Origin of the sequence: Palleniella muris, assembly GCF_004792655.1 — a bacterium.
Taxonomy (GTDB): domain Bacteria; phylum Bacteroidota; class Bacteroidia; order Bacteroidales; family Bacteroidaceae; genus Prevotella; species Prevotella muris_A.
Genome location: NZ_SRZC01000005.1, coordinates 1 through 14,525, shown reverse-complemented (window position 1 = coordinate 14,525; position 14,525 = coordinate 1). Strand labels below are relative to the sequence as shown.

At 50.1% G+C, this 14,525-nt stretch carries 8 protein-coding genes and 1 pseudogene; 7 read left to right on the top strand and 2 right to left on the bottom strand.

All coding sequences use genetic code 11. The features are described 5' to 3' along the window. Positions 1 to 68: 68 nt before the first annotated feature. The 6 genes from E5358_RS03980 to E5358_RS03955 all read left to right on the top strand — a co-directional run bounded on the left by E5358_RS03980 (position 69) and on the right by E5358_RS03955 (position 11,341). On the top strand, positions 69 to 3,371 hold the full coding sequence (locus E5358_RS03980; protein ID WP_135938995.1) for a SusC/RagA family TonB-linked outer membrane protein: 3,303 nt from the start codon (positions 69 to 71) through the stop codon (positions 3,369 to 3,371). A gap of 34 nt (positions 3,372 to 3,405) precedes the next feature. Continuing rightward, positions 3,406 to 5,034, top strand: coding sequence for a RagB/SusD family nutrient uptake outer membrane protein (locus E5358_RS03975; RefSeq protein WP_135938994.1), 1,629 nt, complete (start codon positions 3,406 to 3,408; stop codon positions 5,032 to 5,034). Between the two features lie 13 nt (positions 5,035 to 5,047). After that, positions 5,048 to 5,989 carry a zinc-binding metallopeptidase gene (locus E5358_RS03970; protein ID WP_135938993.1) on the top strand — a complete coding sequence of 314 codons (942 nt, stop codon included), beginning with the start codon at positions 5,048 to 5,050 and terminating at the stop codon, positions 5,987 to 5,989. Between the two features lie 9 nt (positions 5,990 to 5,998). Continuing rightward, a complete protein-coding gene (locus E5358_RS03965; RefSeq protein ID WP_135938992.1) occupies positions 5,999 to 7,369 on the top strand; it encodes a DUF4302 domain-containing protein in 1,371 nt (456 codons plus the stop codon). A 100-nt stretch (positions 7,370 to 7,469) separates the two neighbouring features. Beyond that, positions 7,470 to 8,675 carry a hypothetical protein gene (locus tag E5358_RS03960; RefSeq protein WP_135938991.1) on the top strand — a complete coding sequence of 402 codons (1,206 nt, stop codon included), beginning with the start codon at positions 7,470 to 7,472 and terminating at the stop codon, positions 8,673 to 8,675. Between the two features lie 440 nt (positions 8,676 to 9,115). Further along, the gene (locus E5358_RS03955) at positions 9,116 to 11,341 is read left to right on the top strand and encodes a M6 family metalloprotease domain-containing protein (protein ID WP_168354576.1); all 2,226 of its coding nucleotides are present in this window, start codon (positions 9,116 to 9,118) and stop codon (positions 11,339 to 11,341) included. 178 nt (positions 11,342 to 11,519) lie between these two features. On the opposite strand, the gene E5358_RS03950 is transcribed toward E5358_RS03955, so the two are convergent. Then, positions 11,520 to 12,854 (bottom strand): histidine phosphatase family protein, encoded by a 1,335-nt coding sequence (locus tag E5358_RS03950; protein ID WP_168354575.1) that lies wholly within the window; start codon positions 12,852 to 12,854, stop codon positions 11,520 to 11,522. A 173-nt stretch (positions 12,855 to 13,027) separates the two neighbouring features. Here E5358_RS03950 and E5358_RS03945 point away from each other — a divergent pair, with 173 nt between their 5' ends. Continuing rightward, complete coding sequence (locus E5358_RS03945; RefSeq protein ID WP_135938989.1) at positions 13,028 to 14,218, top strand: esterase; 1,191 nt, start codon at positions 13,028 to 13,030, stop codon at positions 14,216 to 14,218. A gap of 72 nt (positions 14,219 to 14,290) precedes the next feature. On the opposite strand, the pseudogene E5358_RS15055 reads toward E5358_RS03945, so the two are convergent. After that, positions 14,291 to 14,525: pseudogene (locus E5358_RS15055) on the bottom strand (Rpn family recombination-promoting nuclease/putative transposase); the annotation flags it as partial.

The following is a 14,525-nucleotide window of genomic DNA, read 5'->3' as shown; positions in this document are numbered from 1 at the left end:
GGCATGCCGTGCCTGTAGTCATGGTTTCCGTTAGAAAAATGACATATTATTTGACAAATATTTTATTTATGAAAAGAAAACTTACTTTAATTCTTGCCACCATGTTCCTTTGCATAGGAATGGCACTGGCACAGACAAAGGTTACAGGTGTCGTCGTTGAAGACGGTACTGAAGAGCCTATCATTGGTGCCTCTGTGATGGTTACAGGCACCAAGAAAGGTGTCGTGACAGACATTAATGGTAAATTTACGATTGAGGTTCCTGCCGGAAAGAAACTGACGTTCAGTTATATCGGCATGCAGTCTGTCACTCTTGCTGTAAAGCAGAATATGGTTGTCACAATGACACCAGACAACACTACCATCGACGAAGTCGTTGTGACAGGTATGCAGAAGATGGACAAGCGTCTCTTTACCGGTGCTGCGACAAAGGTGGATGCTGACAAGGCAAAGCTCGACGGTGTGGCTGACATCAGCCGTTCGCTCGAAGGCCGTGCTGCCGGTGTCAGTGTGCAGAATGTCTCAGGTACTTTCGGTACTGCTCCGAAAATCCGTGTCCGTGGCGCAACTTCCATCTACGGTTCGTCAAAGCCGCTGTGGGTTGTCGACGGCGTGATTATGGAAGACGTGACAGAAGTTGACGCTGACGCCCTTTCTTCCGGTGACGCAGCGACTCTCATCTCAAGTGCCATAGCAGGACTTAATGCTGATGACATTGAGACTTTCCAGATTCTGAAAGACGGTTCCGCTACTTCCATCTATGGTGCGCGTGCCATGTCCGGTGTCATTGTCGTTACTACCAAGAAGGGCCGTGCCGGTTCTTCCAAGATTAGCTATACAGGCGAGTATACAATGCGCCTCAAGCCAAGCTACAGTCAGTTCAACATCATGAACTCTCAGGAGCAGATGTCTGTGTACAGGGAGATGTACAATGCAGGCTTCTTCTCTTTCATGGACTCTTACCGTGCGTCAAACAGTGGTGTGTTCGGAAAGATGTACCATCTGATGAATGACTATAATCCTGTGCTCGGAGGCTTTGCACTTCCGAATACTCCAGAGGCCATGAACCAGTATCTTCAGGCTGCGGAATACCGTAACACGAACTGGTTTGACGAGCTTTTCTCCAACTCCATCTCAATGAACCACTCCATAAGCATGTCGTCAGGTACGGATAAGGCTCAGTACTATGCGTCGTTCAGTATCATGGATGATCCGGGATGGTCCAAGAAAAGCTCCGTGCAGCGTTACACATCAAATATCAATGCTCTGTACAATCTTAACAAAAGGGTAAGTCTTAATCTTATCGGCAACGCAAGTTACCGTAAGCAGGAAGCTCCTGGTACAGCCAACCAGCAGACAGACCCCGTCTCAGGTGCCGTGACACGTGACTTTGACATTAACCCGTACTCATACGCAATCAACTCCTCACGTACTCTTGACCCTGATGTTTTCTATTTGAGGAATTTTGCTCCGTTCAACATCCACAACGAGCTTAACAACAACTACATGGATCTTGATGTCGTTGACCTCAAGTTCCAGGCTGAGCTGAAATACAAGCCTATCACCAAGGTGGAGCTGTCGGCAATTGCTGCCTATAAGTTCTCTACCACGACACAGGCTCACCGTATCACGGAGAAGTCAAACCAGGCCATGGCGTTCCGCGCAATGGACGATGCATTTATCCGCGACAAGAACCCATGGCTCTATACAGACCCTGACTACGCCAATTCACTGCCGGAGATTGTTCTTCCTAAGGGTGGCTTCTACCGTGAGACAAAATACAAGATGAACAGCTGGGACTTCCGTGCCACAGCAAGCTATAATGACGTTTACAACGAAGACCATATCCTGAATCTCTACGGCGGTATGGAGGTGAACAACGCTGAACGCAGCCGCAGTTACTTCAACGGTGTTGGCATGCAGTATGACATGGGCATGCTCGGAAGCTACGATTATGCTTTCTTCAAGCAGGCAAGTGAAGAGAACTCCATGTACTACTCACTGAACAACGGCTACAGCCGTGAGGCTTCATTCTTCGGTACTGCTACATACTCATGGAAGGGGCGTTATACAATTAACGGGACCATGCGCTATGAGGGCTCCAACCGCCTTGGCAAGTCAAGAAGTGCGCGCTGGCTGCCTACATGGAACATCTCCGGTGCATGGAATGCCCATGAGGAATCTTGGTTCAGCAAGCAGAGTGTGCTCTCCCACGCCACACTCAAGGCATCATATTCTCTGACAGGTGACAAGCCGGCGGTGACAAACTCACAGGTAATCATCCAGGCTTACAACCCATGGCGTCCGTTCACGGGTGACAAGGAGTCAGGACTTGAGGTCTATGACTTCGCCAACCCTGACCTGACATACGAGAAGAAGCACGAGTTTAACCTCGGTTTCGACCTCGGTTTCCTCAACAACCGCATCGGTGTTTCTTTCGACTGGTACACACGTAACAACTACGACCTCATCGGCCCTATCCGCGGCGATGCCAGCAACGGCTCCATTGTCAATTTTGCGAACGTTGCCAACATGAAGTCAAGCGGTGAGGAACTGACCATCAGTACAAAGAACATTGTTACAAAGAACTTTAAGTGGAACACGGACTTCATCTTCTCTCACACAAAGAGTGAAGTTACAAAACTTGACTCACGCAACCGTGTCATTGACCTTGTCGCAGGTAACGGCTTCACCATGGAGGGCTATCCGTACCGCGCGCTCTTCTCTCTTGATTTCCAGGGACTGAACAATAATGGTATCCCGACCTTTGTCAATGAGAAGGGGGAGGTTGTGACAAGCAACCTTGACTTCCAGTCTTACATAACCGACCATCTTGTGTATGAAGGACCGACAGATCCTACCGTCACAGGCTCTTTCGGCAATACTTTCCAGTATAAGAACTGGCATCTCAATGTGTTCATGACATATTCCTTCGGTAATGTCGTACGTCTTGACCCTACATTCGCAGCGTCTTACTCTGACCTTACCGCGATGCCAAAGGAATTCATCAACCGCTGGGTGACATCGGGTGACGAACTGATAACTGACATCCCGGCAATTGCCGACCTGCGCCAGCTGCAGACCGACAGCCATCTGAGCTATGCATACAACGCATACAACCGCTCTACCGCACGTACCGCAAAAGGTGACTTTATCCGTATGAAGGAAATATCACTGGCATACGACTTCCCGGCAAATCTCATCAAGCATGTCGGACTAAGCAGTGCAAGCGTGAAGCTTCAGGGTACTAACCTCTTCTTGCTCTATTCTGACAAGAAACTCAATGGTCAGGATCCGGAGTTCTTCAATTCCGGCGGTGTGGCAGTCCCTATGGCACGTCAGTTTACGTTCACACTGCGTCTCGGCATCTAATAAGTGAATTAATTTATAAATACGAATACAAGATATGAAAAATTTCAAATACATAGCTTTCTCACTATTGGCAGTCCTGGCAATGTCTTCCTGTGATGATTTCCTTGACAAGAATCCGGACGACCGCGCTGAACTGACAACAGACCCCGAGACAAAGATTCCTTCACTGCTGGTGTCGGCATATCCTTCGGCAACGCCTATTCTCATAAATGAGATGCTGACAGATAATGTAACGGACAACGGCAAGCAGTACAGCTCCACACTTACGATGGAGGAACTGTACCGTTTCAAGGATGTGACCGAAACCGGTAACGACTCTCCTTATCAGTTGTGGAACAAACTGTATCAGTCTGTGGCTGTCGCCAACCAGGCTCTCGATGCGGCAGAGAAAGCAGGCAATCCTGCTTCGCTGAAGGCAAGCATCGCCGAGGCCAAGCTGATTCGTGCATACAGCATGTTCACTCTGGCGAACACCTTCTGCATGGCTTATAATCCTGAGAAGGCAGACGAATATCTCGGCCTGTACTATCCTACTCATGTCGTCACCGACATTACAGAAGCACACGAGCGCGGCACTTTGCGCGAACTGTATGCGCAGATAAACAAAGATATCGAAGAGGCTCTCCCTGATGTCTCCGACAACTATTCCGCACCGAAATATCATTTCAACGTAAAGGCGGCTTACGCTTTCGCAGCCCGCTTCAACCTGTTCTACATGAACTACCAGAAGTGTGTGGACTATGCGGACAAGGTGCTTGGCGAGATTCCTGCCAATGTATTGCGCAAATATGACGCGTTCAGCCTCCTTGCAGGTGTAGATGACATGTGGAACAGCTACATCAACAGCTCGCAGTCCACCAATCTCCTGATTCTCTCTGCCTATTCCCAGGCATCGGTCTATTGCGGCCTGTTTAGCACGTCAAACCGTTTCCGCCACAACCAGACAATATGCAGCTACGAGACAATCTGGGCAGGTGCTCCTTGGGGACAAGGCTCAAGCAACAACACACTCTATTTCGCCAAGATATGCTATGGCTCAAACCAGGGAGTATATGTTCCGACACTGCCTTACATGTTTGAATATACAGACAAGGTATCCGGCATCGGATATTCTCACACTGTCGATGTAGTGTTCACCTGCGAGGAGACACTCCTCTGCCGTGCCGAGGCAAAGACCATGCTCCATGACTATGACGGAGCTCTTGCCGACATGAATGACTGGGTCAAGAGCCATTGCAGGGAGGAGGAAGGAAGCCTTGCCCGCCCTACGCTCACAGCTGCAAGCCTGAACAGTTTCTATGAAGCCCTTGACTATGCTCCTGCAAATCCTGAGGGATGGCGCGACCGCTCTATCCGCAAGGAGTTCCATCCGCAGGGATTCGTGGTGGAAGCAGGCACACAGGAGAACCTTCTGCAGATGATTCTGCACATGCGCCGTATCGACGGCGTTTCCCACGGCACACGCTTCATGGACATCAAGCGCTACGGCATCAGCTTCTCACATGCCCTTAGCGGCGAGGATGCCGTTGTCTTCCTGCCGGGCGACCTCCGCGGCGCCGTGCAGATTCCTTCCGATGTGATGAATGCCGGAGTTACGCCTAACCCGCGTAACGCCGGAGGCAATGCAGGCTCAGATACAAGTACAGATGACAATAACGAATAAACAGTAAGCTATTATGAAAATAAAATATTTTGGCTTCATGCTTCTCCTTGCCGCTTCAAGCGCATTGACAAGCTGCTCGGAAGACGACCTCGACCCTAACAGCATCTTCTCCACAGTGGACGGAAATGATGAGGCAAAGAGTCCTGAGTATATAGAGTTTGACGAGTGGATAATGAAGAATTATACCGAACCGTACAATATCCGTCTCCAGTATCTCTACAATGACAAGGAAACCGACCAGTCATATAATGTGGTTCCTGCTGACTTCGACAAGTCCAAGGGACTGGCAAAGCTTGTCAAGCACATGTGGGTGGACACCTACGCAGAGGCTGTAAGTGAGGAATTCATCAAGACATACACCCCGCGCACCATACAGCTCATCGGCTCATACGAATGGAACGGCAACGGTTCTCAGGTGCTCGGTACTGCCGAGGGCGGTCTGAAGGTGATGCTCTACGGCGTGAACTTCCTTGACCTTGACAATCCCCGCGTGAACACTACCGACCCGTATGCCAACAAGGGTGCCGTACCGCTTGACCTGAACCACTGGTTCTTCCATACCATGCACCATGAGTTCTGCCACATCCTGACGCAGAAGAAGGACTATCCTACAGACTTCCGGGCAATCAGCGCCGGCAGATACCACTCTACTGACTGGGTAAACGTCAAGGACATCGATTCTGCAAAGGAAGGCTTCGTGACCGGCTACGCCAGTGGCGAATATAACGAGGACTTTGCCGAGGTTTACTCAACATACATAACAATGTCGCAGGAAGGCTGGAACAAGATTATTGACAATGCCGGCGCGGAAGGTGCGGCCATAATCGAGAACAAGCTCTCCATCGTACGCGAGTATTTCTACCAGAGCTGGGGCATTGACATCGACAAGCTCCGCACCATCGTACTGAGACGTTCTGCCGAAGCGGAGCATCTTGACTTACATTCACTTAACTAAACCAGGACAATGAAAAAGAACTTATATAGCATCATTTCACTGCTTTTGGGAGTATTTTTCCTGGCAGCATGTACGCCTGAGGTGGACGAGAAGTTCAGCGAAAGTGCTTCTGACCGCATAAAGGGTGAAATAGCAAAGACAAAGCAGATACTTGAGTCAGCCGAGAACGGCTGGCGCATGGAATACTACGGCTCCACCACCTACGGCGGCTATAACGTGTTCATGCAGTTCAAGGACGACAAGGTGACTGTTGCCGGCGAGAAGGCGGGAGCATCGCATAATGCCGGAATCGGTGCCGACGGCAAGGCTGTCACCGCTTCTTCCCACTACAAGGTGGAGCAGAGCCAAGGCGTTCTCCTCTCCTTTGATGAGTATAACGAGGTGTTCCATTACTTCTCCGAGCCTAACAATGCCGACTACGGAGAGCCTGCCGACGGCATGGGCGGCGACCTTGAGTTCCGCGTTATCTCAGCCACTCCTGAGAAGATTGAGCTGAGCGGCAAGAAACATGGAGCGCGCATCCTGATGTACCCTATGCCTGCCGGGCAGACCGCAGAGGAATATATCACGGAGGTTATACGCATAAAGAATCATATGGACTCACGTTCTTACAAACTTGAGATTGAGGGTTCCACAAGGGACATCTCTGCCGTGACCTCCTACCGCCGCCTGCGCTTCGCCTACTATGATGACGACAACGAGTATACAGAGGTTGCCGCTCCGTTCATCATCACTACTGAGGGTTATAAGTTCTACAAGCCTGTCACTGTTGACGGTAACGAGATAAGCGCAATAAAGGCCGGGGCAAATGACGACTACTTCGAGACAGAGTCCACCGTCAATGCAAAACTGTGGACATACGTTCCTACAAAGAAGGAACTTCTGGAGACCGGCATGTGGTTCGTCAACTACGCCGACCTCGGCACTTTCGCACAGCCTTGCTGGAACACTATGCTTGACAAGCTTGCGACCACAGGCCCTAACAATACCCGCGAGCGTATGGTATGGGCACTTATCGGCATATTCCAGAAAAAGTGGGGCATCCATCTGCAGACAACCCGTGACTATGCTTACTATGGTCTGACTCTCGGTGAGGTAAGCGGCAGTGACGGCAATGAAATCACACTGAAGTGCAATACTCTGAGCAATAACAAGGCCGGCAAGGAGTTCTACAACAAACTGGGACTGAAGGACGCACTCTTACCGTTCGTAGGCAAAACAGTATCATCCAAACGCACTTTCGTCGTCACATCCGATGATGAGCGTCATCCTACCTACATACTCCTTACGGACAAGGACGAACCTACAAACGTGATAAAGCTCTGGGCTGAGCAGGTTCTCTATCCATACGGCGACCTTGACGACCTGGACAAGGAATAAGACACTTCTTCCACAAGCCTCATGCCTGCAGGGCATGAGGACTTGCGGAAGTCTTGATATAACTAATTTTCAATATTTACTCATCTAATTTATTTTTATTATGAAGAGATTTTTACTTTTCGTAGGTGTTGCTGTAGCAGCAATGACCGCAAGTGCACAGACAAAGACTGTCTCCATGGAGAAACTTGCAACACGCAGCGTGCAGAATGCCAGCATGGTGGCAGAAGGAATGAACCTTAACAGTGCTGTAGCAGCAGCTCCTGCTGTAGACGCTTTGGCTGGAAACTACACACAGGCTAACAACAATTATGGCGAAATGATAGAGTGCGCCCCTGTAACTATATCCATCGATGGAGCAAACGTGAAGATGGAACTTGGAAAGGGCATGACAGCAACAGGTACTTATGACTCAGCAACAGGTGTCATAAACGTTGGTGTTCAGGAGTGCGGCTCTGTTACAGACAGCCGTGGTACTTTCGAACTTAAAATGTGCGGCCTTTCAGAACTTGATCTTGAAAACGGTCAATTAAGCATTACAGATGATCTCTCTTTCACAGTAGATGACCAGGGAAACATCATGTGTGACCAGGTCGGCTATTTCGTGCAGATTTCTAAGTTCACACCTGCTGTGGGAAGTTCTAACAAACCTTCTGATTTCGAAGGCAGGACATGGACATGGTTCGCAGATGTACGTTTCATGCCGGTTAATGGTGTACAGGCAGGAGTGGAAAAAGGCCGCAGTACTAATAACGTATGGACGAAATTCACCCATCCTATATCCATTGAGGATCTGGAGTATTCTGTAAACGTGTACGGCTATCTGGGCATGGGCTGTCTGGCCATTGATGTCAATGAGGACGGCACTGTGTCTGTTCCTATGGGTCAGCCAATGATGGAGATTGGCCTTCAAACTCCTGAAGAAATCGAAACTTACGGTGCTTATCTCTGCGTTTACGGTGTTGATTTGGAGGGTGACAAAATGGTATCCAACAATGAAAAGGAAACTACAGCAGGTACAATCTCCGGCAATACCATCACCATTACAGAGTATACACGTTTGAACAGTCTGTGGGACGCAGAAGGTCAAGGCTACGCTCTGAATTATTACGCAGACGACATGACAATCACTCTCAACGAGGGCAACTATCTGCTTGGCGGCAACGGCACAGGCATTGACAATGTCTCCACAACTCTTGAGGAGCGCGTGAAGAACAGCAAGACTTACAACCTCATGGGCCAGCAGGTTAACCGCATGGAGTCAAAGGGTCTGCTTATCCGCGACGGCAAGAAGTATATCAAGAAATAAAATATACGGAATGAACAGATTGGGTGACATGACAAATGTACCCGCATAAGAAAGCGCAGGGACTTATTCCTGCCAATGTCTGTCCGGACTGCCGGTAAACGGAACGTCCGCCATGCAGACAGTGGCATGGGTAAGTCCCTGTATCATTAAAATGAATATCTGCCGTTAATGTCAGCGCGGGTAATCCGGGGGAGTACTTTTGATGCACAGTATCATCCTTGATATTTTAGAAGTATCATTTATTTAAAAGACTTTGTCCGTCTTGTTGTGCTTTCGGGCATCATGGAGAGATATCCTTACATGTAAGCGGTGGTCTTTTGCAAATCCCGGGTACATACAGCTTTCCGTTGCCTGTCATCATTTATTGTTATTATTAAGGATTAATGTGTGTCGGCGGCATACGCTTCCCGGTACACAGTTTTTTGTGTTTTAGGAAATCCATGAAAAAACATCTATTATCAATTCTATGCCTGCTTATGGTCATTACGGCATCCCATGCCATACCGGCAAAGCCAGGCAAGGTCATGTTCCGTCAGCCGGACGGAACGACGGTGACCCTCGTTCTCCACGGGGATGAGTTCTCCCATGTCACGACAACATCCGACAATTACACCGTGGTAAAGACATCCGCCGGCTACCAGTATGCCGTAAAGGAGCAGGGAATGCTCGTGCCGTCGGGAATTACCGCCCACGACATGTCATACCGTGCGGCTGACGAGAATGCTTTCCTTTCATCCCATGCGAAGATGCTGCGTGCCGACATCACGTATGAAGGGGAGCAGAAAATGAATCGTGCCCGCAGCCTGTGGAAATCTCCTGCGACGGCCGGAGAGCCGCAGAAAGAGGGAAAGTATGACTACAGTAATTTCCGCGGACTGGTGATTCTCGTCGAGTGGAACGACCTGTCGTTTACGCGTACTGACACCAGAGATTTCTTCTCTTCCATGATGAATGACGAGAACTACGGCGGATACTATACACAGGATACGCAGCAGTGGGTGGAATGTACCGGAAGCGTCCGTGACTATTTCAGTGACAATTCCATGGGACTGTTCCAGCCGTCGTTTGATGTGGTAGGCCCCGTAAAGATAAACCGCAGCCACACCTATCCGCAAGGTGCGTCAAACGGATGGCAGTGTGCCGTCGATGTCATTGAGACCGCCAACGGCCTGGTTGACTATTCCAAGTATGATGCCGACGGTGACGGTGTGGTGGATATGTTCTACATCATATATGCCGGCTACGGCAGCAACGTCGGCGGTAATAACGAGGGCTATATATGGCCGTATGCCAGTTCGTACGCCTACCCTTACCGCACATACGACGGCGTGCGCATGGGACGCTATGCCTGCAGTACGGAAATCTGTGATGTTGAAGCTTACGGCGGCAAGACGCTTGACGGCATAGGCACCATCTGCCATGAGTTCAGCCATGTCCTCGGGCTGCCTGACCTCTATGACACTGACTATTCAGCCAACGGCCAGAGTAACGACCCGGGAGTATGGAGCATCATGGCAGGCGGCGGCTACAACAACAGCAGCCGCACGCCGACAGGCTACGGGACCTACGAGCGCTACTCCGTAGGCTTCATGCAGCCTGAGACCATTACGGAGGAGGGCAGCTATTCGCTTGAGCCTTTGAACGAGAGCAATGAGGCATACCGCATCAACTCGTCTGTCCCCAAGGAATATTTCATTCTGGAGAACAGGCAGAAGACCAAGTGGGACACATACCTTCCGGGCAGCGGCATGCTCATTTTCCGTGTCGATTCCACAAGCACATACGTATGGACAAGCAATACCGTGAACTGTAATCCGAATCACAACTATTTTGAAATGGTGCGTGCCAACCCCCGCATGTCCGGCGGTATGATAACAGAAAGTGCCTATGACCCGTTCCCGGGACTTGGCAATGTGATGGCGATAAACAATGAGACCTCTCCTTCCCTGAAGTCATGGACGGGAGCACCTACGCCTCTTTCGCTGAACAGTATCCGGGAGAATGGCGGTATAGTCTCCTTCAATGTCGGCGGTGAGGAAGTTGACAGCGATGTCGAGGACTTTGAGTCCATGGCTCTGACCGGGACGGACATGACCGGCGTGGAGGGCGTGTTCTGCAAATGGGACATGACCGGCGCACGTATCATTGCCGCCACTGAAGACTATGGCACCGGCAACAAGGCTTGCGGAATCGCGCGTGGCGGACATCTTGCGTCGTCCGTCATTGAGAAAGGTGTGAACACCTTGGAGTTTGACTTCTGGAACACCACCGCCGTGTCTGTGATGATACGTACTGAATATTCTGCCGACGGAGGTGTCACATGGAATGCCATGAGGAATACGGAAGGACAGCAGCAGACACAGGTGCAGAAGAACAAGCATGTCCACATGAAGTACCTTGTCAATCTTCCTGCCGGTGCAATGTACCGTATATCACAGACGTCCGGTTTGCCTACGCAGTATAACTGTATAGACAATATCGCTGTAATGTTCAATGATTTGGGAACAGGTATCTCTGATGTGTCATCCGGTGCAGACGCAGCGGCAGTGCAGTCTGCCGTCTATAATCTTGCCGGACAGTGTGTCGTTCCTGATGCTAAAGGCTTTGTCATCGTTAGGTCACGTACTGCTGATGGCAGAATTGTGACAAAGAAAATATGGAGATGACAGAATAAGACGCAATTCACATAGAACTTTTATATTGTTAATGGCAGCTGACAATAAACATGTCAGCTGCCATTAATGTTTTTTCATCCGGAGCGGAATGCCCGGTTCGCATTTGCGTCTCAATTTCTTGAAGCATTCCGCTGCATGCTTTGCAGGCTGCCCTTTCAAGAATTCAGGGTCAATACACAACCTTCTTGAAGTCGTTGAGCTTCTTCAGATAATAAGCCTTCACGTCGCTCCACCGGTAGTAGGGCCATGTGTCAGTGGCGACAGGCAGGCGCGCTTCGTTCTCGTTGCGCAGGACTTTGACGAGGATGTCCTTGCTGCGGCTGTCCTTGTCACTGGTGCCTGCCTTTGCCCCTTTGCTGCGGTAGAATATGAACTGGAGGTTGCATGCCATCGGGAATATGCGGTAGTCGCACCATTCCTGCTCGGCAAGAGTGCTGAGGTCAAGTATGTCCCGGTTGGTGTCGTCAAGTTCGAGGAGGCAGGTGAGCGGCATGACCATTGTGTCATGGCCGTAGCGCAGTGTGGCGCCGCAGTTGTCAAGCATTAGGCAGGAGTCCGCCTCGCTGATGATTTTGCCGAGGAGGTTGCGCTGTGAGTAGGGCTGCAGTCCCCGGCTGTAGCTTGACGGGCCGTAGGTGAGGTACCAGAATGCGTTCTTTGTCTGCCAGAGGTCGTAAAGTTCCTGTTGTGTGAAGTAGCCTGTCATGTTCAGTTTGTGGCGTATTTCGGAGCTTTGCACGTTCATGGCAAGCTTGTAGATGTTGTGCATCAGAGAGTTGGCGTTGATGGAATCCCTCCAGTAAGTATCGGAGGAGAACAGTTCTTTCATGAGCCGTTCAGGGTGAGTATGGCTCTTCTCGAACGCTGTCCCCACGGAGTCCATGGCAGCTTTTTTGTATTTGTAGACATCGTCGGCGTTTTGGTTCATGTAGTACATGTCGTGGTGTGACGCATCGTGTGTGATTTCGAGCTGCGGGTTCATGCCTTTCAGTTGGAGCAGTGCGTTCTCCATGGACAGTATGCAGCGTATGATGATTGTCGATTTTGCGTCGATATGAGTTTTTTTGCCGAATATTTCCGGGAAGTTGCGGTACATTCTCCCGGCAATCTGTCTGTGCTGCAGGGCGCCGAGTTCCGTCAGTTCGCCGTCGCGTCCGTCAGCCTCATCCTTAAGCATCTTGACCTGCTGCATGAGTGTCTTTCCTTTTTCTGTCAGCACGTTGGCAGAGTCAGCTCGCTGCAGCAGTGCGTATGTGTTGGTGTATACAGTGCCTATGTGGTACCGGCTGCCGTGTCTGCCGTAGTGGCTGAGATAGACTGGTTCGTAGCCTTTTGGCGCAGGTGTCAGCGAACCTTTTGGTCCGGGATAAGCAACGTAGTTGGAACCGGCGAGATAAGGGTCGCGTTTGAAATCGTCCTTGCATGTCTGTGCTGTGGCAAGGCTGCCAAGTCCTGCGGACTGCAGGGCGAGGAGGGAGCATAAAGCTAATGATTTTAGTGTCATATTATTGTAGTTTGATTTGTTTCTAAATGCAAAGATACGAATAAGAAATTGAAAAAGCAAATTTTCTTCCTCAGAAGATTTCTTCGGGAGACGAAAAGTTTTTTAGGGGAAAGTGGTTGTTTTTCAGGAATAATATGTAAATTTGCACTTGATGACTAAAACCAACCAGTGATATGAGAAAGATTGTTATTGCCATGGCGATGTCCATGCTCTGCCTTTGTGCCATGGCGCAGCAGGCCATTTGGGGCGTCCCCCAGTTCAAGTCTCCGGAAGTCAATGCTGACAAGACAGTGACTTTCCGATTTGTTGCTCCCGGTGCCAAGGAAGTCAAGGTGACAGGAGATTTCCTTCCGGTGGAGAAGGTCAAGACACCTTCCGGTGAGTACGAAGCTCCGGGAAGCGCACTGCTGACCAAGGACGACAAAGGGATGTGGACCTTCACGACCTCCGTTTTGTCTCCCGAACTGTACAGCTATTCGTTCATTGTCGACGGATTGAAGACCACAGACCCCACGAATGTTTTCGTCATCCGTGACACCGGCACATTGACAAACATATTCCTTGTCGACGGAGGTCATGCCGATTTGTACAAAATCAACAATGTTCCTCACGGCACGGTGAGCAAGGTCTGGTACAACAGTCCTTCCCTCGGCATGAACCGCCGTCTTACGGTCTACACTCCGGCAGGCTATAATGATGGGAAGAAGGCATATCCTGTCTTCTATCTGCTTCACGGCATGGGAGGCGACGAGAACGCCTGGACAGAGCTCGGACGTGCTGCGCAAATCCTTGACAATCTTATTGCACAGGGCAAGGCAGAGCCGATGATTGTCGTGATGACCAACGGCAACGCTGCCCTTGAGGCTGCTCCGGGCGAAGGCTCTACGGGTTTCACTCCTCCGACGATACTGTTGCCTAAGACCATGGACGGCTCTTTCGAGGCCTCTTTTCCCGAGATAGTCCGGTTCGTTGACAGCAACTACCGCACAAAGGCAGATAAGTCGCACCGTGCCATTGCCGGTCTTTCGATGGGAGGATTCCATTCATTGCATATTTCAAAGGAATATCCTGACATGTTTGACTATGTAGGGATGTTTTCAGCAGTGATAATGCCGGACAAAGGTGTGGCATCTCCTGTATATGACAACATGGAACAGAAGCTCGCCCGGCAGTTCTCCAAAGCCCCAAAGCTCTATTGGATAGCCATCGGCGACAAGGATTTCCTGTATAAGGCAAACGTGGACTACCGCAAGTTGCTTGACGGCAAAGGGTACAAATATGTCTACCGTGAATCCCCTGACGGGCATATCTGGAAGAACTGGAGGATATATCTCTCCGAGTTTGTCCCCAAGCTGTTCAGGTAAACGTTATAAAGCATTGCGCCAATGGAATCGTTGTGGAGATTCTATTGGCGCAATTTGTAGATTGTGTATGGGCTACATATTTAATAACCGCTTTATTTCTTCAACTGACAAGCCTGTCGCAATAGCCATGATGTCTATGCTTGTGCCGGCTTTATGCATGCGTATGAGGGTGTCACGTTTTTCTTTCTCTGCACCTTCTGCACGCCCTTCTGCACGCCCTTCTGCACGCCCTTCTGCACGCCCTTCCGCAACACCTTTCGCATAACCATGCCTGTGGGCACTGTTGTAGTAAGTCTTCTCCGTGCGG